At 66.7% G+C, this 21,561-nt stretch carries 20 protein-coding genes and 1 tRNA gene; 12 read left to right on the top strand and 9 right to left on the bottom strand.

Going from position 1 to position 21,561, the window contains the following annotated elements; all coding sequences use genetic code 11:
• Positions 1 to 96: 96 nt before the first annotated feature.
• Entirely contained in the window at positions 97 to 2,343 is a 2,247-nt protein-coding gene (gene parC, locus KYX69_RS07845; protein ID WP_300495797.1) for a DNA topoisomerase IV subunit A, read from the bottom strand.
• 150 nt (positions 2,344 to 2,493) lie between these two features.
• Here parC and KYX69_RS07840 point away from each other — a divergent pair, with 150 nt between their 5' ends.
• The 3 genes from KYX69_RS07840 (at position 2,494) to purC (ending at position 5,233) form a co-directional block, all read left to right on the top strand.
• The gene (locus KYX69_RS07840; RefSeq protein WP_300495796.1) at positions 2,494 to 3,366 is read left to right on the top strand and encodes a hypothetical protein; all 873 of its coding nucleotides are present in this window, start codon (positions 2,494 to 2,496) and stop codon (positions 3,364 to 3,366) included.
• 106 nt (positions 3,367 to 3,472) lie between these two features.
• Positions 3,473 to 4,354 carry a DUF4349 domain-containing protein gene (locus KYX69_RS07835; protein WP_300495794.1) on the top strand — a complete coding sequence of 294 codons (882 nt, stop codon included), beginning with the start codon at positions 3,473 to 3,475 and terminating at the stop codon, positions 4,352 to 4,354.
• Between the two features lie 96 nt (positions 4,355 to 4,450).
• A complete protein-coding gene (gene purC, locus KYX69_RS07830) occupies positions 4,451 to 5,233 on the top strand; it encodes a phosphoribosylaminoimidazolesuccinocarboxamide synthase (RefSeq protein WP_257843451.1) in 783 nt (260 codons plus the stop codon).
• A gap of 138 nt (positions 5,234 to 5,371) precedes the next feature.
• On the opposite strand, the gene KYX69_RS07825 is transcribed toward purC, so the two are convergent.
• Positions 5,372 to 5,521 (bottom strand): hypothetical protein, encoded by a 150-nt coding sequence (locus tag KYX69_RS07825; protein WP_300495791.1) that lies wholly within the window; start codon positions 5,519 to 5,521, stop codon positions 5,372 to 5,374.
• A gap of 145 nt (positions 5,522 to 5,666) precedes the next feature.
• On the opposite strand from KYX69_RS07825, the gene purS reads away from it, so the two are divergent.
• The 3 genes from purS to KYX69_RS07810 are packed head-to-tail and all read left to right on the top strand — an operon-like array spanning position 5,667 to position 7,265.
• Entirely contained in the window at positions 5,667 to 5,897 is a 231-nt protein-coding gene (gene purS, locus KYX69_RS07820; protein WP_066662225.1) for a phosphoribosylformylglycinamidine synthase subunit PurS, read from the top strand.
• Entirely contained in the window at positions 5,894 to 6,559 is a 666-nt protein-coding gene (gene purQ, locus KYX69_RS07815) for a phosphoribosylformylglycinamidine synthase subunit PurQ (RefSeq protein WP_300495788.1), read from the top strand. The genes purS and purQ overlap by 4 nt, the downstream gene beginning before the upstream one ends.
• Complete coding sequence (locus KYX69_RS07810; protein ID WP_300495785.1) at positions 6,504 to 7,265, top strand: Crp/Fnr family transcriptional regulator; 762 nt, start codon at positions 6,504 to 6,506, stop codon at positions 7,263 to 7,265. The genes purQ and KYX69_RS07810 overlap by 56 nt, the downstream gene beginning before the upstream one ends.
• A gap of 57 nt (positions 7,266 to 7,322) precedes the next feature.
• On the opposite strand, the gene KYX69_RS07805 is transcribed toward KYX69_RS07810, so the two are convergent.
• From KYX69_RS07805 to KYX69_RS07795, 3 genes are read right to left on the bottom strand one after another with little or no spacing between them, the layout of a single operon-like run.
• A complete protein-coding gene (locus KYX69_RS07805; protein WP_300495783.1) occupies positions 7,323 to 7,727 on the bottom strand; it encodes a hypothetical protein in 405 nt (134 codons plus the stop codon).
• A gap of 36 nt (positions 7,728 to 7,763) precedes the next feature.
• Positions 7,764 to 8,129, bottom strand: coding sequence for a hypothetical protein (locus KYX69_RS07800; RefSeq protein WP_300495781.1), 366 nt, complete (start codon positions 8,127 to 8,129; stop codon positions 7,764 to 7,766).
• A gap of 4 nt (positions 8,130 to 8,133) precedes the next feature.
• Positions 8,134 to 8,856, bottom strand: a complete 723-nt coding sequence (locus KYX69_RS07795; protein ID WP_300495778.1) for a queuosine precursor transporter — start codon at positions 8,854 to 8,856, stop codon at positions 8,134 to 8,136.
• Between the two features lie 78 nt (positions 8,857 to 8,934).
• On the opposite strand from KYX69_RS07795, the gene KYX69_RS07790 reads away from it, so the two are divergent.
• From KYX69_RS07790 to KYX69_RS07765, 6 genes are all read left to right on the top strand, one after another.
• A tRNA-Arg gene (locus tag KYX69_RS07790) sits at positions 8,935 to 9,011 on the top strand.
• 39 nt (positions 9,012 to 9,050) lie between these two features.
• Positions 9,051 to 10,214, top strand: a complete 1,164-nt coding sequence (locus KYX69_RS07785; RefSeq protein ID WP_300495775.1) for an alpha-hydroxy-acid oxidizing protein — start codon at positions 9,051 to 9,053, stop codon at positions 10,212 to 10,214.
• A 108-nt stretch (positions 10,215 to 10,322) separates the two neighbouring features.
• Entirely contained in the window at positions 10,323 to 11,312 is a 990-nt protein-coding gene (locus KYX69_RS07780; RefSeq protein WP_300495772.1) for a glycoside hydrolase family 5 protein, read from the top strand.
• Positions 11,309 to 12,436, top strand: a complete 1,128-nt coding sequence (locus KYX69_RS07775) for a hypothetical protein (protein WP_300495770.1) — start codon at positions 11,309 to 11,311, stop codon at positions 12,434 to 12,436. Before KYX69_RS07780 ends, KYX69_RS07775 begins: the two co-directional genes overlap by 4 nt.
• The gene (locus KYX69_RS07770; protein WP_300495768.1) at positions 12,433 to 13,263 is read left to right on the top strand and encodes an aldose 1-epimerase; all 831 of its coding nucleotides are present in this window, start codon (positions 12,433 to 12,435) and stop codon (positions 13,261 to 13,263) included. Before KYX69_RS07775 ends, KYX69_RS07770 begins: the two co-directional genes overlap by 4 nt.
• Entirely contained in the window at positions 13,260 to 14,747 is a 1,488-nt protein-coding gene (locus tag KYX69_RS07765; RefSeq protein WP_300495766.1) for a tryptophan halogenase family protein, read from the top strand. The genes KYX69_RS07770 and KYX69_RS07765 overlap by 4 nt, the downstream gene beginning before the upstream one ends.
• A gap of 1 nt (position 14,748) precedes the next feature.
• Here the strand turns inward: KYX69_RS07765 and KYX69_RS07760 are convergent, their stop codons facing one another.
• From KYX69_RS07760 to KYX69_RS07745, 4 genes are read right to left on the bottom strand one after another with little or no spacing between them, the layout of a single operon-like run.
• Entirely contained in the window at positions 14,749 to 17,208 is a 2,460-nt protein-coding gene (locus KYX69_RS07760; protein WP_300495763.1) for a glycoside hydrolase family 3 protein, read from the bottom strand.
• A complete protein-coding gene (locus KYX69_RS07755; protein WP_300495759.1) occupies positions 17,205 to 18,305 on the bottom strand; it encodes a tryptophan 7-halogenase in 1,101 nt (366 codons plus the stop codon). The genes KYX69_RS07760 and KYX69_RS07755 overlap by 4 nt, the downstream gene beginning before the upstream one ends.
• A complete protein-coding gene (locus KYX69_RS07750) occupies positions 18,302 to 19,807 on the bottom strand; it encodes a tryptophan halogenase family protein (protein WP_300495758.1) in 1,506 nt (501 codons plus the stop codon). The genes KYX69_RS07755 and KYX69_RS07750 overlap by 4 nt, the downstream gene beginning before the upstream one ends.
• Positions 19,804 to 21,438, bottom strand: coding sequence for a glycoside hydrolase family 43 protein (locus KYX69_RS07745; protein WP_300495755.1), 1,635 nt, complete (start codon positions 21,436 to 21,438; stop codon positions 19,804 to 19,806). Before KYX69_RS07745 ends, KYX69_RS07750 begins: the two co-directional genes overlap by 4 nt.
• Positions 21,439 to 21,561: the final 123 nt, after the last annotated feature.

Genomic DNA, 21,561 nt, shown 5'->3' with positions numbered 1-21,561 from the left:
GATAACAACATCACCAAAGCGGGTTAGGGTCATTTGGTTAAGCGGTGCTGAAGACGCGTCCCTGTGACGCCCGCTGCCGGAAACGACTTGCCCTGATTAAAAGCGGTTATCGCGCGGAAAGCCGACCGGCGGCATCCGCCCCGCCGCACCGCGCGCCGCGCGCCACGGGGCCAGGTCAGCCTCGGTCCGCGTCCGCCCCTGTTCGCCCCCCATCCGCCAGCTGAGGCCATCGGCGAAGCGGAAGGTGACCGCGTCGGACAGGCCGCCATCGCGGTAGCGCTGGAGCTGCACCCCCTGCCCGCGCGCCAGTTCGGCCAGTTCGGTCATCGGGAAGACGAGCAATTTGCGGTTGTCGCCGATCACCGCGACATAGTCATCCTCCGCTCCGACCGGGCGCACCAGCTTTAGCGTGGCGCCAGTGCGCGGGGTGACGACCTGCTTCCCCTTGCGCGTTTCGGCAAGCACATCCTCCGCCTTGACCAGGAAACCGCGGCCGTCGGTGGCAGCGACGAGCAGCTTCGGCGCCGCGCTCGCCGGGAACAGGCCGACGATGCCGGTCCCGCCGTCCAGGTCGATCATCAGCCGCACCGGCTCGCCAAAGCCGCGCCCGCCGGGCAGCTTGTCGGCGGCGAGCGTGTAGAAGCGGCCATTTTCGGCGGCGAGCAGCAGCTTGTCGGTCGTCTGCGCGTGGAAGGCGATGAACGGGCCGTCGCCTTCCTTGAACTTCGCCGTCTCCGCGCTCGCCAGTTCGGCATGACCCTTCAGCGCGCGGATCCAGCCGCGTTGCGACAGGATGACGGTGATCGGCTCGCGCTCGATCATCGCCTCAAGCGGGATTTCACGCGCTGGAGCGGCCTCGGCCACGACGGTCCGGCGCGCGCCGAGCGCGGTTTCGGGGCCGTAGCGGTCGCGCACCTTGGTCAGGTCGCGCTTCATCCGGGTGCGCTGCCGCGCCTCGCTCGACAACAGTGCCTGAAGCTCAGCCTGTTCCTTGGCCAGCGCCTCGCGCTCCTTGCGCAGTTCCATTTCCTCAAGCTTGCGCAGCGCGCGCAGCCGCATGTTGAGGATCGCCTCGGCCTGGCGGTCGGTCAGCTCGAACTCGGCCATCATCACCGGCTTGGGCTCATCCTCGGTGCGGATGATCGCGATCACCCGATCGAGGTTGAGGAAGGCGATGATATAGCCGTCGAGCAGCTCCATCCGGTCCGCGATCTTCTGGAGCCGGTGTTCGCTGCGGCGGCGCAGGACGATGAACTGGTGGTCGACCCAGGCGGCGATTGCCTGTTTGAGGCTCATCACGCGCGGGGTGCGCGTGTGGTCGAGCACGTTGAGGTTGAGCGACACGCGCACCTCAAGGTCCGACAGGCGGAACAGGCTTTCGATCAGCGTGTCGGGATCGACGGTGCGCGCGCGCGGTTCGAGCACGATGCGGATTTCGGCATCGGATTCGTCGCGGACGTCGGCGAGGATCGGCAGCTTCTTGTCGTTGATCAGCGCTGCGATCTGTTCGATCAGCTTGCCCTTCTGCACGCCGTACGGGATTTCGGTGACGACGATCTGCCACGTGCCGCGCCCCTGATCCTCCAGCGCCCATTTTGCGCGGACGCGGAAAGATCCGCGCCCGGTGGCATAGGAGTCGGCGATCGCTGACGGGCTGTCGACGACGATGCCGCCGGTCGGGAAATCGGGGCCGCGGACATGTTCCAGCACCTGCGCGTCGCTGGCGTTCGGCTGGTCGATCAACAGGATTGCGGCGTCGATCAGCTCGGCGGCGTTGTGCGGCGGGATGCTGGTCGCCATGCCGACCGCGATCCCGCTGGCGCCATTGGCGAGCAGGTTGGGGAAGAGGCCGGGGAACAGCTCGGGCTCATGATCCTCACCATTATAGGTCGGGCGGAACTCGACCGCATCCTCGTCCAGCCCGTCCATCAGGTCGATCGCGACCTGAGTCAGCCGCGCTTCGGTATAGCGATAGGCGGCGGCGTTATCGCCGTCGATATTGCCGAAATTGCCCTGCCCGTCGACCAGCGGGTAGCGCAGCGCAAAGGTCTGCGCGAGGCGGACCATCGCGTCATAGACCGACTGGTCGCCATGCGGGTGGTATTTGCCGATCACGTCGCCGACGACGCGTGCACATTTCTTGTACGCTTCGTTCGGGTTGAGCCTGAGGCCGCGCATCGCCCACAGCAGGCGGCGATGCACCGGCTTCAACCCGTCGCGCACATCGGGGAGCGAGCGCGCGGTGATGGTCGACATCGCATACACAAGGTAGCGTTCGGACAGGGCGCTATCGAAGGGGGCGTCGACGATCGCGTTGAAGGGGTCGGTAAGGTCGGTGGCCATCCCGATGGCGATAGCAACGCTGCCCCGCCGGGACAAATCAGAAACGCGGCGCGGGTGCGCTTCCCGATTCGGCACAGCGGCGCAGACTCGCCCTTCCGGCGGTTAACCATCTCGCCTATCGTTCCGCGCACGGACCGCAGGGGGACTCGAATGCGAATCGTAGCGGCATTGCTGGCAATCGTGGCGCTGGCCGGGTGCGAAGCCGCGCCCAAAAAGGATCAGGACAAGATCAGCACCGAGGCCGTTGCAGCGCTCACCGCGACCGGCGGGGCGTTCGACTATCGCTATGCGTACAAGGTGCCGGGCAATCATGTGAAGGCAGTGGTGGAATCGCATGCCGCGGGCTGCGACAAGCTGGGCCCGGCGCGGTGCCGCATCCTGTCGCTGCGCTATCGTGTCGATGAGGCGAACCGGATCGCGGCGACGCTAACCTTCCGCATTGATCCTTCCGTTGCGCGCAATTTCGGCGAAGCCGCAACCAAGGTCGTGGTCGGCGGCGGCGGGGCGCTGGTCGAGACCGAGATTGCCGGTGCGGATGCCACCGCTGGCGCGCGATCGAACGCGCTGGTTGGACGGCTGCGCGAACAGCTCGCCAATGCCAAGGCGAGCAACGATCCGATCCAGCAGGATCGCGCCCGCCGGTTGCAGACCGCGCTCGACGTGATCGCCGAATCGGAGGCCGATAGCGGCGAGACGATGGCGACCGCGCCGGTGCTGATCACCTATGCCTCCGGCACGCCCGCACCGGGTCTGAACGGATCGGCTGATGCGAGCTTCCGCGACGCGGGAAACAAGCTGGTGACATCGGCTGCGGGAATCGCGCAGGTGCTGGCTTCGGTCGGCCCGTGGCTGTTGCTGATGGTCGTCGCGGTGCTGGTGCTGCGGCTGTTGATCCACGGCACGGGCGGCGCGCCCGCGCCGGCCACCGGTCAGGACGAAGACGACGCCTATCGCGAGCCGGGCGAACCCGAACGGCGCAACGCGATCCAGCGCTGGTTCAACCGGGACGATAATCCGGGCTGAACCAGCCACCTCAGATTGTGGCGGAAATGCGGCATTGTTTAATGCCCTCCAATGTGATTGGATATCATCAGCGCAAATGATGCGCTGATTGACGGGAGGGATATTGATGCGCCGAACCGTGTCGCGATCACCGGTGATGCTGGCGTTGGCCATGCTCGCAGCCTGTGGACAGCCAAGCCAGTCGGGCGTTGCCGAAGAGCAAATGGTCGCGCTCGACGCGGCCGAGCCTGCTGGAGCCAAGCCCGCAGCGGAACCCACGGCGGCGCCGATTGCGGTGACGCTGCCCCGTATCGCCTATATCTACCGCGTCGGCTATCGCCTGCCGGGCGACGCGATCCCTGCGCTGCAACAGGCGCATGTCGCGCTATGCGACCAGATGGGGCCCGCGCGTTGCCAACTCGGCGGCTTGAACCGCTCGGGCGGCGAGGCCGAATATGGCAATGGCACGCTCAAGCTCCGCGTCGAGAGCAAGAGCGCGCGCGCGTTTCTCGATTCGCTCAATAAAGCAGCATCGGACAAGGGCGGTCGGCCCGTCGAAACGGCAATCGAGGCCGAGGACGTATCCAAGCAGATGGTCGATGCCGAGGTCCGCATCCGCCAGCGCGAGCTACTGGTCAGCCGCCTGACCGAAATCCTGCGCACGCGTCAGGGCAGCGTCGCCGATCTGGTCGCCGCCGAACGTGCCGTCGCCGAGGCACAGGAAGAGCTGGATCAGGGCAAGGCGTGGCTCGCCGAACTCAAGGGACGGGTCGCCTTTTCGACGATCGAGGTCGGCTATAATGCGCAGGCTCCCGAAGCAGGCGGCTTTGGCGCGCAGCTGGGCGACACCTTCGCCGATTCGGGCAACCTGTTCCTGATCGGGCTACGCGGGCTGCTCACCGTGCTGATCGTTCTGGCGCCATGGGGCCTGCTGTTCGGCCCCTTGATCTGGCTGACGTTGCGCTGGCGGCGACGGCGCCGGGCCGCCGCGACCGAGGCCAGCGATTGATTGCGCCCCGGGTCGGCTTTCGATATAGGCCCGCCCTTACAGCCCCGGCGTCGCGCGACCGTGCCGCCGGGGCACCGCGTTTCTGAAGGACCCCCTATGGCACGCCGCCGCCAGATCTATGAGGGCAAGGCCAAGATCCTCTACGAAGGCCCCGAACCCGGTACGCTGATCCAGTATTTCAAGGACGATGCGACCGCGTTCAACGCCCAGAAAAAGGGCACGATCAACGGCAAGGGCGTGCTCAACAACCGGATTTCCGAGCATATCTTCACGCTGCTCGGCAATATCGGCATCCCGACCCACTTCATCCGCCGCCTGAACATGCGCGAGCAGCTGATCCGCCAGGTCGAGATCGTTCCGATCGAGGTGGTGGTGCGCAACGTCGTCGCCGGATCGCTGGCCAAGAAGCTGGGGATCGAGGAGGGCACGCCGCTGCCGCGCACGATCATCGAATATTATTTCAAGGACGACGCGCTGGGCGACCCGCTGGTCACCGACGAGCATATCCTGTGCTTTGGCTGGGCCGCGCAGGAAGAGCTGCACGACATGGCCGACATGGCGATCCGCGTGAACGATTTCATGTCGGGCCTGTTCGCCGGGATCGGCATCCGCCTGGTCGACTTCAAGCTCGAATTCGGGCGGATCTTCGACGAAAACGGCTATGCGCGCATCATCCTGGCCGACGAGATCAGCCCCGATGGCTGCCGCCTGTGGGACATGGCCAGCGGCGAAAAGCTCGACAAGGACCGCTTCCGCCGCGACCTGGGCGGCGAAGTCGAAGCCTATCAGGAAGTCGCACGCCGACTGGGCCTGTTGCCCGAGGGCGCAGACTCGGCGGTGCTGGACCTGGAGACGCACCGCAAGAAGCGCGGGAAGTAAGCTCTCAAGTTCGTCATCCCCGCGAAAGCGGGGACCCATCTCCCGGATTTTCCATACGCACAACGGTCGTATTGGATGGCCAGCGCACGAGATGGGTCCCCGCTTTCGCGGGGATGACGGCTGACAATCGCGGCAACCCTACCCCTTCGCCTTCAACCCCGCGATGATGCCGAAGATGAAGGAGCAGATCAGCGCGATCTGAACCTGCCCGCTCGGGTCACTCCACCCGAAATACTCCCTGCCGAACGCCGCCAGCGCGACGAACAGGGCGATCGCCAGAAATGCCATGACGCGTTTACTCCATGCCGGGCCAGCCTTCACGATGGCGACTCGGCAACGCCGAGTGTCGCGCATGACGGTAAACGGGCGATGAAATCTTGAACCCGAGCGCGCATCGGCCCATAGGGCGCGGCACATCCCCGGAGGAAACCCCATGAAGCTGCGCATCGTCGTCACCCTCAAGAACGGCGTGCTGGACCCGCAGGGCAAGGCGATCGAACACGCGCTGGGCTCGCTCGGCTTTGCGGGCGTCGGCGAAGCGCGCGTCGGCAAGCTGATCGAACTCGACGTTGCCGACGACACCAGCGACGCGGACATCGACGCGATGTGCCAGAAGCTGCTCGCGAATACGGTGATCGAAAACTATCGGGTGGAAAAGCAGTGAAAACCGCCGTCATCGTCTTTCCCGGATCGAATTGCGACCGCGACCTGGCGGTGTCGATCGAGAGCGTGACCGGGACCAAGCCGGCGATGGTCTGGCATGGCGAGAGCGAGTTGCCCGACGGCCTTGGCTTGATCGCGCTGCCCGGCGGCTTTTCCTATGGCGACTATCTGCGCTGCGGGGCGATTGCGGCGCGGTCGCCGGTGGTGCGCGCGGTGGTCGATGCGGCGAATCGCGGCGTGCCGGTGATCGGCATCTGCAACGGGTTCCAGGTGCTGACCGAAACCGGCCTGCTGCCCGGCGCGCTGATGCGCAATTCGGGCCTCAACTTCGTGTGCCGCGATGTCGCGCTGACGGTCGAGAACAGCCAGTCGATCTTCACCAGCCGTTACGATGCGGGCGAGACGATCTCGATCCCGGTCGCGCATCATGATGGCAATTACTTCGCCGACGCCGCGACGCTCGACCAGCTCGAGGGTGAGGGCCGCATCGCGTTCCGCTATGCCAGCGACGTCAATGGCAGCGCGCGGCGCATCGCGGGGATCGTCAATGCCGGCGGCAATGTGCTGGGCATGATGCCGCACCCCGAACGCAAGATCGAAGCCGCGCATGGCGGCAGCGACGGCCGCCGCCTGTTCGAAGGGCTGCTCGAAGCGGTGGCGTGAGGCGATGAGCAGCCCGGCTCCGATCGTTTGCGATACCTGTCCGGTCGCCGATCGCGCCGTTTGCTCGGCTTTGTCGCCAGACGATCGCGGTGAGCTCGCTCGGATCGGGCACCATCGCCGCTATGCCCGAGGTGAGACAATCGTCGCGGCGGGAGACTCGGCCACGGTCTGCGCGACGCTCACCCGCGGTGCGGCGAAGATGTCGACCATCGACCGCGACGGGACCGAGCGGATCGTCGCGCTGGTTCACCCGGCGGGCATGCTCGGCCAGCTGTTCGCGCCGACTGCGACGCTTCACGTCACCGCGCTGACCGACAGCGAGGCATGCCTGTTTCCGGCGTCGCATGTCGCCGCGCTGAGCGACACCCGCCCCGCCCTCGCCCGGCGGCTGCTCGCCGAAGTCAGCCGCGAGCTGGACGAAAGCCGCGCGCTGATCGACCTGATTTCGAAGCGACAGGCCAAGGGGCGCGTCGCGGCGTTGATCCTCGCCTTTGCGCGGGCGGCGAGTCCCGCGCCGTGCCACGATGCCGAAAGCTTCGACCTGCCGCTGACGCGCGGGGAGATGGCGCAGTTGCTGGGCATCACGATCGAGACGGTAAGTCGCACGCTGACCGCGCTGGAGGATGCGGGGGTCATTGTGCGGCAGGGCAGCCACGGCATCGCGATCCTGGACCGTACCGCGCTAGACGACCTCGCCGAGAGCTGAACACAAAAAGCGCGAGCGAACCCGAGGGCTCGCCCGCTGTGAGGTGAGGGTTCGTATTCAGACCGAGAAGCGGATCACGGCGACGATCAGGCCCCAGATCATCAGCATGACCGGCATGATCATCACCTGGACGGTCGCGCCGCCCGCGCCGAGATGGCCCGATCCGGTCGGCAGTCCATGCTCGACGAAATCTGCGAAGCTGGGCGCGCGCCCCTCGCCCGGCGCAACCCGCGCCCACCAGCCGGGCACGATGAAGGCCCCAGCCAGGAACACGCCGAAGATTGCGAAGGGGATCACCAGCCCCTTCTCCCCGAACGCCGCCCACATGATCCCGAGATAGGCGAAAAAGCCCGCAAACACGCCGATATGCATCGCCGGATGCAAATCGAACACATGCGCGCCGCGGGTGCGGGGCAGCGCGGTCGCGTCGGCGAATGCGGTCTGGTGCAGCGGCATGTTCATCGTCGGTCTCCTTTGTCGGGAGCAACGATGCAGCGGTCAGCAACCGCCCGCTTTGCGATTTGTCAAAGGACTTCGCCGCGGTGATTCCGGGCCGAACAGGCGCGTGGTACGTGCGAGGATCAGGATCGCGGTCGGCCACAGCATCGTGTTCCAGAGATCCTGCCAGTTATAGTCGAGGCGCACGCGCCGCCCGGCCGCAAGCGTGTCGCGAATGTCCCAGGCTTCACCCGCCAGCGTGATCGCCAGCGCCACCGCCCATGGTTTCCAGCTGCGCAGCGGCCAGCGACGGATGAGCGCGGCAGCGAAGAAGACGATCAGGCCAACATGGACGTGCAGCCCGTCACGGGCGAGACCGGTCCAGTCGACCAGCCATTGCTTGCTGTCCTGAAACACGTCGAACACGCGGTCAGACGCGCGTGCGGAACGGGGTGAAGTCGGTGCCTTCGTCGAACACGTCCACCCCTTCGCGCCGCTTCAGGAAACCGACCACGGCATAGGTGACTGGAGTCAGCACGACCTCCCACAGCACTTTCAGCCCCCAGTTCGTGACCATCACCGTCAGCACCTGTTCGGTCGTCCACACGCCGAGAAATGCGAGCGGGTAGAAGATCAGGCTGTCGACGCCCTGACCGAACACAGTCGATCCGATCGTGCGGCTCCATAAATATTTGCCGCGGGTCCACAGCTTCATCCGCGCGAGGACGTAGGAGTTGACGAATTCACCCGCCCAGAAGGCGACGACCGACGCGCCGACGATCCGCCACACTTGACCGAACGCCGCCTCATAGACCTCCTGCCCTTCCCAGCCTGCGGCGGGCGGCATGATGACGATGATCCAGCACATGACTGCCGCAAAGATCGTTGCAGCGAACCCGGCCCAGATCACGCGCCGCGCACGCGCATAGCCATAGATTTCGGTCAGTACGTCGCCGAGCACATAGGAGAGCGGGAAAAACAGGATGCCCGCGCCAAAGGTGAGGCCGCCGAGCGTCGCGACCTTCGCCGCGCCCACCACGTTGGACAGCACGAGGATGACGCAGAATGCCGCCATCACATAGTCGAAGTACCGGAACTGTCCCCCCGCGACCTGACCCGCATTGATCCGCACCGGCGTCGTCCCGTCGCTCATTTCAGCCCCCTGATCGCTCGCGCAAACTATGATCGCGGTTTGCGGCCCGCGCAATCCGCGCTAACGGGGCGATCACGCGCGCCCGTAGTTCAACTGGATAGAGCACGAGCCTTCTAAGCTTGGAGTTGCAGGTTCGAGTCCTGCCGGGCGCGCCAGCCATTCCGCGCAAAGCGGAAGGATCGGGAGGGGACGCGATGCCGCATTATGGCGACTATCAGCATGCGATCTATGGCGCGGGGCTGCAGGGCGTGCTGCCGACGATTCCGGTCGATTTCGCGAGCCTTGAAAAGCGGGCCGAGGCGGCGATGGCACCGTCGCTGCTGTCCTATGTCCAGGGCGGGTGCGGAGACGAGCAGACGCAGCGGGCCAACGCCGACGCCTTCCGTCATTGGGGCATCGTGCCGCGCATGATGGTCGACTGTTCGGTCCGCGATCTGTCGGTCGAGCTATTCGGGATGAAGCTCCCCTCCCCGCTGTTCATGGCGCCGGTCGGGGTTGCGGGGATGTGCACGCAGGACGGGCATGGCGACATCGCCGCCGCGCGCGCCGCCGCGATGACCGGAGTGCCGCTTACCGTCTCGACGTTGACCAACGATCCGCTGGAGGAGGTCGCCGCGGCGATGGGCGACACGGCGGGGATGTTCCAACTCTATACGCCCAAGGACCCCGAACTCGCCGCGAGCCTGGTCAGCCGGGCCGAGGCGGCGGGATACAAGGCGATCGTGGTGACGCTCGACACCTGGGTTACCGGCTGGCGACCGCGCGACCTCAACACCGCGAACTTCCCGCAGCTGCGCGGTCACGTCCTGTCCAACTATTGGTCCGATCCGCGCTTTCAGACGATGCTGGCCAAGCCCGCGGCGGAGGACCCGCGCGCGGCGGTGATGACCTGGGCCGCCACCTTTGGCCGGGTGCTGACCTGGGACGACATGAAGTGGCTGCGCTCGCTGACCACGCTGCCGATCGTGCTCAAGGGCATCTGCCACCCCGACGATGCGCGCCGCGCGATCGATGAAGGGGCCGACGGCATTTATTGCTCCAACCATGGCGGGCGACAGGCCAATGGCGGGATCGCCGCGATCGACCTGTTGCCCGATGTGGTCGCGGCGGCGGGCGATGTGCCGGTGCTGTTTGACTCGGGCATCCGGTCGGGCAGCGATGTCGCCAAGGCGCTGGCGCTGGGCGCGACTGCGGTCGGCGTGGGTCGCCCCTATTGCTACGGCCTTGCGCTCGGCGGCGCGGAGGGGGCGGCGCATGTGCTGCGATCGATCCTGGCCGAAGCGGATTTGCTGATGGCGGTCGATGGGTTTCCCACCATCGCGGCGTTGCGTGAAGCTGGGGCGAAGCGGCTAACCTGACGCCTGCAAACATCCCTCAAAACCGCGATTGACCAGCGTTGTCTGATAGCGCTACCAATCGAGTCGTACACGGCGCGTCAGTGGCCGGACAAACGAGGAGAGATGCGCATGATCGGCCCGTTGGCGCTTGCCGCCCTGTTGACCGCGAGCCCGCAAGCGGTGCCCGCGCGCACTGACAAATTGCCGGTCGGCATCTGCATCAACATCGGCAACACGTTCGAACCGCCCGCCGAGTCCGCCTGGGGCGGCAAGCCGCTCGCCGATGACGATATGGCGATCATCGCCAAGGCCGGGTTCAAGACCGTGCGCCTTCCCGTACGCTGGGACACGCATGCCGGGCCTGGGCCGGACTTCAAGATCGACGAAGCCTATATGAAGCGCATCCGCACTGCGGTTGAACAAGCGCGCGCGGCAGGGCTGAACGTCATCCTCAACAGCCATCATTTCGAGGCAATCCACAAGGACCCGCTGGGCAGCGCGCCGCAGCTGGCGGCGATGTGGCGGCAGATCGCCGCACGCTTTGCCGACATGCCGCGCGACCATGTGTGGTTCGAGATCGAGAATGAGCCGCACGAGAAATTCGACAACAAGAATCTGATCGCGGTGATTACCCCGGCGCTGAAAGCAATCCGCGCGACCAACCCCGATCGCCCGGTGATCATCGGCGGCGAATTCTGGAGCGGGATCGACAGCCTGGCGACGCTGCCGCTGCCCGACGATCCCCATGTCGTTCCGACCTTCCATTACTACGAGCCGTTCGACTTCACCCATCAGGGTGCGAGCTGGGTCAATCCCGCCCCGCCGCTCGGCCGAACCTATGGCACCGCAGAGGATGTGCTGCGCCTGAAGCGCGATGTCGAGAAGATCCGCGCCTATATCGCGCGCACCGGCAAGACGCCGTTCATGGGCGAAACCGGCGCACACACGACGACCAGCCTTGACCAGCGCGTCGCCTATCACCGTGCGGTCACCGCCGCGTTCGGCCCGATGGACATCGGCATGTGCACATGGGCGTACAGCAACACCTTCCCATTTTACGACAAGGAGAAGAAGCAATGGCTTCCGGGTCTGCGCGGCGCGATGGGGCTGCCGGAATGAAGCGCGGTTTGATCGCGGCGATGGCGCTGACCGCGCTGACTCCCGCTGCCGTGGTGGCACAAGACCAGCCGACCGCCGAGCTTCAGGCGCTCGACGATGCGCTGCCCGGGACGCTGATCAACGATCCCTCGCGGATGGACTGGGCCTTTTACGGCGCCGAGCAGAAGACGAAGAATGTTCAGGATCCGGCGATCCCCGGCGGCGGTGCCGCCGTGCGGGTCGAGGTGCCGCGCGCCGGCGCGAATATCTATGACAGCGGCGCGAACGTGCCGATTCGGCGCGGCATCGCGGTCGGACGCGACGTGACGGTCGCCTTTTACGCGCGGACCGTGAAGTCCGACGCGCCCGGCGGCAAGGGCAAGATCGGCGTGCGCTTTCAGCAGAACGCCGCGCCCTATGCCGGCTTTGGCGACACGGTGCTCGATATCGGCAGCGAATGGGCGCTGTACGAAGTCACCGCGCGATCGGACAAGGCGCTGCCGACCGGGCAGGCGGTGGTCGGGCTTCAGCTCGCCGGGGCCAAGCAGACCATCGAGATCGGCCAGGTGATCGTGGTCGAAGGCGCGACGAGCATCCGCACGACAAAGCGGGTCGAAACCACCGCCGCCCCTGATCCCGAGCTGCCGCCGCAGCTGAAGGACAAGGGCCGGATGCTCAACGACCCCGCCAATCGCGACTGGGGCTTTCACGGCGCGGGGCAGACGACCAAGGCGACCGTGACCAATGTCTATGGCCGCGTCGGCACGCTGTTCAGCGTCGCCAATGCCGGGGCCGCACCCTACGCCTCGGGCGCGAGCGTAACGCTGAACGAGGAGATCAAGGAGGGCGATGTTCTGCTGGTCGCGGTGCTCGCGCGCACCTTGTCGGCGGCGACGCCGGATGGCCAGGGGATGCTGTCGGTGCGCATCCAGAAGAACGCCGCGCCCTATGACGGATTCCTCGACAAGCCGGTGCAGGTCGGGCCGAACTGGCGGCTCTATCAGTTCCGCACCCAAGCCCCGATGGACATCGCCAAGGGAACGGGCCAGCTGGCGCTGCACACCGGGGCTGCCCGGCAGGAGATCGAGATCGGCCCGGTCTATGTCATTCGCGAAGAGGCGGTGCTGACATCGTCGAGCAATTGATCCTGACCGCCGGGGCAGCGCGCGCGGCGGTTGCCCCGGCGCTGGGCGGCGCGCTGACCAGCTGGACCATCGACGGCCGGCCGATGCTGCGCACCGCATCGGCGGAGGCACTGGCGGCGCACGATCCGCTGGGCATGGCCAGCTTTCCGCTGGTGCCCTTTTCCAACCGGATCGCCGATGCGCGGTTCGACTGGGCGGGGGAGACCCATGCGATTGCGCCGAATTTTGCACCCGAGCCGCATGCGATCCACGGCATCGGCTGGACGTCGCGTTGGGCCGTGCACAAGGCCCGTGTCGATTGCGTCATCCTGACGCTGGACCACCCGGGCGATGCGCGCTGGCCGTTTGCCTTTACGGTCGAGCAGCGTGTCGAGCTGACCCCCGACGCGCTGACCGTCACGCTGACGGCGCGCAATCTGGAGGCGTTCGACGCGCCGCTGGCGTGCGGGCATCACCCCTATTTTCCGGCAGCGGGCGCGCGGCTGCGCTTTGCGGCGGAGCGGCGCTGGCCACCCGATGCGCGGATGCTGCCGGGCGATCCGGTCGAAATTGCCGACCGGCAGGTCGATTTCGCAGTGGCCGAACGCGCGCTCGACTGCGCCTTTTCGGGGTGGGATGGCGTCGCCACGATCGCCTGGGCGGACGCTGCGCTGCGGATCGAGTCTGAGGTCGATCATGCAGTAGTCTATACCCCAGCAGGCGCGCCGCATTTCTGCTTCGAGCCGGTCGCGCACCTCCCAAACACGCTTGGCGTCACGGTTGCGCCCGGTGCGAGCCATCGCGCGACGATGCGCCTGATCGCCCAACCTGCTCGCGTGCGCGCATGACCGCTCCGCCCGTCGCCAGCATCGTCATCATCGGCGGCGGCACCGCCGGATGGATGGCCGCTGCCGCCGCTGCGCGCTTCCTGAACGATGGACGCCGCACGATCACATTGGTCGAATCCGATGCGATCGGCACGGTGGGCGTCGGCGAGGCGACGATCCCGCCGATCCGCGAGTTCAACCACCGGCTGGGCATCGACGAACGCGACTTTGTCCGCGAGACCGGTGCGACGATCAAGCTGGGCATCGAGTTCGTTAATTGGGGGCAGGTCGGCGACCGGTATCTGCACCCGTTCGGCGAACTGGGACATGATTTCCAGGGCGTCGCGTTCCACCAATATTGGCTCAAGCACCGGATCGGCGCGCTCGAGGAGTATTGGATTGCGGCGCAGGCGGCGCGACGTGACCGCTTCGCGCATCCCGTCGCCGATCCGCGCACGCCGCTGGGCGGGATGGCTTATGCCTATCATTTCGATGCTGGGCTTTACGCCGCGTTCCTGCGCCGCCGGGCCGAAGCCGGGGGCGTGGCGCGGGTCGAGGGCAAGATCGCGTCGGTCGAGCGCGATCCGGCAACCGGCCATGTCGCCGCCGTGCTGCTCGACGACGGCCGGCGCGTTCCGGGCGATTTCTTCATCGACTGTTCGGGCTTTCGCAGCCTGTTGCTGGGCGACGCATTGGGGGTTGGCTATCGCGACTGGTCGCACTGGTTGCCGTGCGATCGGGCAATCGCAGTGCCGTGCGAACGCGCCGACCCATTGACCCCACTGACGCGCTCCACCGCGCATGAATTCGGGTGGCAGTGGCGCATCCCGCTGCAGCATCGCACCGGCAACGGCATCGTCTATGCGAGCGCGTTCGCGAGCGAGGAGCGCGCGCGAGAGACCTTGCTCGCCAATCTGGATGCACCGGCGACGGCGGAACCGCGCGGCCTGTCGTTCACCGCCGGGGTGCGGGAGCAGCAATGGGTCGGCAATGTGGTCGCGCTGGGCCTGTCGGCCGGCTTTGTCGAGCCGCTCGAATCGACCAGCATCCACCTGATCCAGACCGGCATATCGAAACTGATGTGGCTGTTTCCCGACAGCGGTATGGGCGCGGCGGGGCGCAACGAATATAACCGGTTGATGCACGAGGCGTACGAATATGTGCGCGATTTCATCGTGTTGCATTACAAGGCGACCCAGCGGCGCGACACCGCCCTGTGGCGCCATGTGGGCGAGATGACGGTGCCCGACAGCCTCGCCGGAAAGCTGGAATTGTGGCGCGAGCGCGGGCGTATCCGCCGCTACGACCATGACCTGTTCGGCGTGCCGAGCTGGGTCGCGTTGCTGATCGGCCAGGGGATCATGCCCCAGGGCTATGACCCGCTGGTGGATTCGATGGACGATGCGCGGGTGACTGCAGCGATGCGCCAGATCGCCGCGACCTATGCCGATGTGGCGGGGAAGCTCCCCGGCCATGCCGATCAGATCGCGGCGATGGTGCGTTAGGTTACGGGCAGGCGATCACGCGGTCGGCCGCCGTGCCCAGCGCGACGCGCGACAGGCTGTAGGTGACCGCCCCTTCGCTGCGCAGCACGAACGGTGCCTCGACCCGGCCGAGATTGGCGCCGCCCTTGGCGAAACATTTGAGCGGGACGCCATAGCTGACCCAGTCGCCGATCTTCGCGCCCTCGACTGCGGTCGCGCGCACGGAGGCATTGCCGATGCGGAAATGCAGCGCACCCGCTGGCTTGGCATCGACGCGCATCGTCGCGACCAGCATGACGTCGCCATTGGTTTCGCGCGTGAGGTCGAGCGGCGCCTGGGTTGCGACCGCGACATCGGCGGAGCCCGAGGCGATGGCAAAGCGGCGCGCGCCTTCCTGCACGACATGGTCGACGGCCGTGACGCGCACCCGCCCGCTCGCCGCGACCGCCGGCACCGTGGTGATGCGCGTCGAATCCGCCGGGTCGCCATAGACCAGCAATGACCAGGACGCTGGCGGAACGCCGCCCGCGAAATAGACATTGCCAGCATCCTCGTCGGGGACTTCGCTGTCCTCCGACAGCGGCTTCCATGCCACCGGGCCGCCGGCAAGCGTCAAGCCATAGCCGAGGGGAAACAGCGTCGGGCCATCGGCGCGCGCGGTGGCGGGCCAGGCGACGGGCAGTTTGCCGGTGAAGTCATAGGGCGCGCGGCGATCCTTACGCTGGACCAGCAGGTCGGCGATGCCCGCCCCTTCCGATCCCGGCAGCCACGCGACGACGAAGGCGTCGGCGGCGTTGAGTTCGGGGTTCATGAACAGCGGACGGCCGGTGACCATCACCGCGACCACGGGAATCCCCTGCGCCTTGAGCGCCTTCATCGTCTCATAGGGCTTGCGCAATTCCGGGCGCAGCTGAAGCGTCTTGAGGTCGCCCTGAAACTCGGCATAGGGCGTCTCGCCGAACACCACGATCGCGACGTCGGGCTTCTTGGCAAACTTGCCGTCCGCGACCAGCTCGGCACTGCCGCCGGTCGATGTCACCGCGTCCTGCAGCCCCTTCCAGATCGAGGTCGCTCCGGGAAACTGGTCGTTCTTCACGCCCGTGCCCTGCCAGGTCAGCGTCCAGCCGCCCGACTGGCGGCCGATATCATCGGCGGCATCGCCCGCGACCAGCACATGCGCGCCCGCCTTCACCGGCAGCAGCGAGCTATTGTTCTTGAGCAGCACCAAAGACTTGCGCACCGCGTCGCGCGCCACCGCACGGTGATCGGCATGGCCGAGCAGCGACCAGTCGCCCGAATATTTGCGCGTCGAGGGCTTGCCCGCCTCGAACAGGCCGAGCCGCATCTTGACCCGCAGGATGCGCGCGACCGCATCGTCAAGCCGCGCCATCGGCACTTCACCCGACTTCACCTGCGCGACCAGCGAATGCCACAGCGGCTTCCAGCTGTCGGGGGCCATATACATGTCGAGCCCGGCATTGACCGCCTTCGGGCAGGAGGCATTGGTGCAGCCCTCGACCTGGCCGTGCGCGTTCCAGTCGGAAACGAGGAAGCCGCCGAAGTTCATCCGCTCCTTGAGCACATCGGTCAGCAGCCCCTTGTGCCCGGTCATCTTGGTGCCGTTCCAGCTCGAGAAGCTGACCATCACCGTCGCCACGCCCTGTTCGATCGCGGGGACATAGGGGGCGCCGTGAATGTCGCGCAGTTCGGTCTCGCTGATCCGCGCATCGCCCTGATCGCGCCCCTCATGCGTGCCGCCATCGGCGAGGAAATGCTTGGTCGAGGCGATGACATAGGGGCCGGAGAGCAGGTTCGTTCCGGCACCCGGCCCCTGCAGCCCGCGCACCATCCGCTCGACATAGGAAGCGACGAGCTTGGGGTCGGACGAATAACCCTCATAGGCGCGGCCCCAGCGGAAATCGCGCGGGACGGTGACGGTCGGGGCGAAGGTCCATTCCTGACCCGTCGCGCGGATCTCCAGCGCGGTCGCCTGCGCAATCTTTTCGATCAGGTCCGGGTCGCGCATCGCACCAAGGCCAATATTGTGCGGGAACAGCGTCGCGCCGATAATGTTGCTGTGGCCATGGACGGCGTCCGTGCCCCAGATGATCGGCACGCCGACCCGCCCGCCGCTCTTGTCGACCGAGGCCTCATAGAATTCATCGGCGAGTTGCAGCCATTTGGGCGCTGCGGCGAAATCGTCGCCGTATGGACCGCTGCTGCCGCCATTGAGAACGGAGCCGAGATGATAGTTGCGCACGTCCGCGGGGGTGACGCTGGCGATGTCCGCCTGGACGATCTGGCCGACCTTTTCCTCGACGCTCATCTTGGCGATCAGCGCCTTGATCTTCGCTTCGACAGCGTTGTCCGTCTGCTGCGGCCAGGTTGGGCTCGGCCAGATCTCGGGGTTCACCGGGCTTTCCTGCGCGGCCAGCGGTGCGGCCAGCGCGGCGCCGAGCGCCAGGAGCATCAAACGCTTCATCTATTCCTCTCCATGATGCGGATCAGTTGGTCTTCGGGCACAGCGCGGGCGGTGGGGTCGACGCGCTCGGGGCGAACCCCGTTCGCGAACCACCAGCCGACCCATTGGCCCGGAGTAACGGGATCGCCGTCGCGATAGGGAATGCGCCCACGCGCGGCAAATCCGGCGCGCAGGGCAGCGAGATCTTCGGTCGCCGAAACGCCCCAGCGTTCGCTCGACCAGTCGAGCAGGCGCTGATGGGCGATGGCGGTGCGGCGGTTATACTCCGCCGCCTCGCGCGCGCTGGGGTCGGCATGCGGCATGAATTCGATCGCGCGCAGGATATCGGCATGGACCGCGGAGAGCGCATGGCCGTCGAAGCTTTCCGCGACGAGCGCCGCTTCGCCGAGCGCAATGCTGCGCCCGGAGCGGGGCATCGGATGGCGCCCGGGCGGCAATCCGGCTCCGCGGACAAGCCGCCAGCCCCAGGGCGGTGCCTGCCACTCCACTGCGCCGTCGGCAATGCTCAGCGTCTCGCCTTCGGTGGCGCCGGGCGCGACCGACTCTGCAACGATGCTCGGCAGCGGTGCGTCGAGCCAGCCAGCGCCCGGCACTGTGCAGTCGAGCAGCAGGTCGGCAGCATCCGCTTCGCCCCGCACGATGCCGAGCGCCGCCGCCATTTCGGCGAGCAGCGCGATGTAGGCAGGCATGTCGAAGCGCACGCCGAACGGCTCTGCCCCGGGCGCGGTAAGCGCAGCCCAGCCGGGCGCGGTCTCGGGTCGCTCGGCCAGATGCCGCAGCCAGAGTTGATGCAGCGCGACACCCTCGACATGCGGGATCGCGCCGGGCGCGCCGAGCAGTTCGCCGTTCAGCGTGACACGATGGATCGCAACCGCCCCGGTGCGGCGGATGAACAGCTGCTGGTCCAGCCCGATCGCGCGGTGGAAGGCGTCGATTGCCAGCGTCGCCGCACCGATGCGGTCGAGCAGCGATCTGGGATCGGCCGGTCGCTCGACTAAAGTGATCCGCGCCACAGGAAGCGCGCGGCGAAAGGCGATGGCGGCGGACAGCGCAACCACGCCGCTGCCCAGCACCGCAACGCTGGCCGGGCCGCTCATGCCGCCCCCCATGCGCCTTGGGCACGCAGTGCCGCTTCGTGGTCGGGCATCGCATCGACCCGTTCGCGGATCGTGCGCGCAATGTCGTCGAGCGCACGGGTCAGCGCGGCGGGTGAGGGATTGTCGGCGCGCGGATCATAGCGCCGCGGCACCATCCCCTGCCCCAGATAGACCGCGACCCAGCTGGGTTCGAGAAACAGGCCCTCGCCATATTTCTCGATTCGCCCGACCTCGCGCCACAACTCCAGCTTGCCGGCCAGGCTGTCGGGCAGCGCCATCGTGCGGACATGGTTCCAGAAGTCCGAATCGTCGCGCGTCGTCGCATGATAATGCAGGATCAGGAAGTCGCGGACGCGGTCATATTCATAATCGACCGTCGCGTTGAACGCGGCGCGGTCGGCGGGGTCGATCTGGCGCTCCGGAAACAGCTCGATCAGCCGCATCACCGCCATTTGCGCGAGGTGGATGCTGGTCGATTCGAGCGGTTCGAGAAAGCCGCTGGCGAGCCCGATGCTGACGACATTGCCGACCCAGCTTTCGCGCCGCCGTCCGGCGCGAAAGCGCAGGATGCGCGGGTCGGCGAGCGGATTCCCCTCGACCGCGCCAAGGATCGCTTCGCACGCTTCATCTTCCGACAGGAAACTGCTCGAAAAGACATAGCCATTGCCGATGCGGTGCTGGAGCGGGATGCGCCAGCGCCAGCCGGCCGTCATCGCGGTCGCGCGGGTATAGGGCTCGATCGGCCCGGCGGGCGAGGTCGCGGGCAGTGCCGCAGCGCGGTCGCAGGGCAGCCAGTGCGACCAGTCCTCCCACGCCGCATCCATCGTCCCGCCGATCAGCAAGGCGCGAAAGCCCGAGCAGTCGATGAACAGGTCGCCCGCAACGCGCTCGCCGCTCTCCAGCACAAGTTCGGTGACGTTCCCGTTCTCACCGTCGCGCTCGACGCCGGTGACGCGCCCCTCGGTCCGTGTGACGCCGCGCGCTTCGGAATAGCCGCGCAGCATCGGGGCAAGCCGGGTGGCGTCGAACTGATAGGCCCAGCCATAGCTGGTCGACAGGAAGTCGCCATCGGCCGGGGGCAGCGCAAAGCGATTGGCGCGCGCCGCGACGATCGGGAGCGAATAGTCCTCGATCGGACGCGCGCTCCCCTCGGCGCTGGCGCGCAGCCAATAATGGTGGAACCCGACCCCGGCGAGATCGACGCCATAGGCACCGAACGGGTGGATGTAGCGATCGCCAATCCGACCGAAATCGCGGAAATCGATGCCGAGTTTATAGGTCGCGTTGGTCGCGCGCATCATCTCGGCTTCGGGAATGCCGAGCCGCTGGAGAAAGGCGCGCAGGTGCGGGAGGGTCGCCTCCCCCACCCCGACGATCCCGATTTCCTCGGATTCGATCAGGCGCACGTCCGCCACGCCGGGCAGGAAGCGCGCGAGGGCGGATGCGGTCATCCACCCCGCGGTTCCACCCCCGACGATGACGACGCGCACCGGATCGGTCATGGCGTTCCCGAAGCTGCGTGTGGCCCGACCACCAGGCCCATGAACAGCCCGGCATGGATGGTGGCGAGGCGCGAGACGTCGACATCGCGCGCGATGCTGCGCCATGCGGTGTCGCCGACCGGGCGCCATTGCGCCTGCGCCACGCCCTTGTCGAAGCTCAGCTTGAGCTCGACCTGAGTGGCACCACCGCGCGGGACCGATGCGATCACCACGCCGTTCTCTGGCTCATCCTTCGAGATGCGGCGCCGCACCACGAGATTGTCGCCCTCGAGCCCCGCGAACATCAGATGATGCTCGTTGGCGACCGCGAGCAGCCCGGCGCGGTCCGACGCGCTTTTGGGATCGAAAGACACGCGCGTGGTCCAGCTTGCCTGGGGATGGCGCATGCGCTTGCCGATATAGCTTGGCTGGGCGAGCGCGCCCGCCGCGACCGGGCGCGCGTCGAGCGTCAGCGCACCATCGGCGATCCGCCACCATGGCGAACCCTTGGGCGTGCGCAGCATCATCCAGTCAATGCCAAGCTTCGGCGCGTCGAACTCCTCGCGCCAGTCGCGCGCTTCGCCGGGCGATGCGGGCAGGTTCGGGCGCGCGACGCTGGCGGGCAGCGGAGTGCGCGGCGGCAGGATCGATGGCCAGCCACTCTTCCATGTCACCGGCAGCAGAAACGTCTCACGCCCGAGCAACGTCTCCTGCCCCCGAAACGGGCGAGTGGCGAGGAACACCGCCCACCAGCTGCCATCGTCGAGCTTGACGAAATCGGCGTGGCCGGTGGCCTGCACCGGGTTCGGGCGATCTTCGGGCAGGTCGCGCTGCGTCAGGATCGGGTTGACCGCACCTGGCGTGTACGGGCCGGTCAGGTTGCGCGAGCGATAGATGGTCTGCGCGTGCTGATCCGCCGTGCCGCCCTCCGCCGCCGAGAGATAATACCAGCCATCGACCTTGTAGATATGCGGCCCTTCCGCCCAGATCGGCTTGGTCGCGGGGTCGACGCCCTTGTCGACGAGCAGGTGGCGCGGCCCCTTCATCTTGAACGTCGCGAGGTCGATTTCCTGCATCCACAGCGCGCGGTGGCCGTCATATTCGGGCGGCCCCGGCGGGGCGTCATTGTTGACGATCCAGGCGCGGCCATCCTCGAAGTAGATCGACGGGTCGATCCCGCCGAATTCCAGCCAGTGCGGCCCGCTCCACGGCCCCGCCGGATCCTTCGCGGTGAGCAGAAAATTGTCGCGGCAGCCGACGCAGGTGTTGAGGAGGTAGTAGGTGCCGTCATGATATTCGATCGTAGGCGCGAAGACACCGCGGTCGAGCGCAAGACCGCTGAAGTCGAGCATCTCGGGCCGGTCGATCGCATTGCCGATCTGACGCCAGTTCACCAGGTCGCGGCTATGATAGACCGGGATGCCGGGGAACCAGGCAAAGGTCGAGGTGACGAGGTAGAAATCCTGCCCCACCTTCACGATCGACGGATCGGGACGAAAGCCGGGCAAAACCGGATTGGCATAATGGCCAGCGGGTAGCGACGGGGCCGCTGATTCCGCCGTGTAGCTGACGAAATCGAATCGCGCCGTGCTCTGCTGCGCAACAGCAGGCGCAGCAAGCAACATGGCCAGCAAGGCGGCAAAACCCCTCATTCCGCTCCTCTCCTCAGTTCTTCGCACGGCTTTCCCGAGCCCGCACCGACGTTTTTTCCGCGCGATGCTTGACACCTTCATAGGAGCATGATGTTAGCGCTATCAAGAACAATGATGGCGGAG

This window comes from Sphingomonas sp., from assembly GCF_030145815.1.
Classification (GTDB): domain Bacteria; phylum Pseudomonadota; class Alphaproteobacteria; order Sphingomonadales; family Sphingomonadaceae; genus Sphingomonas.
This window is presented reverse-complemented; position numbering and strand designations above follow the sequence as displayed.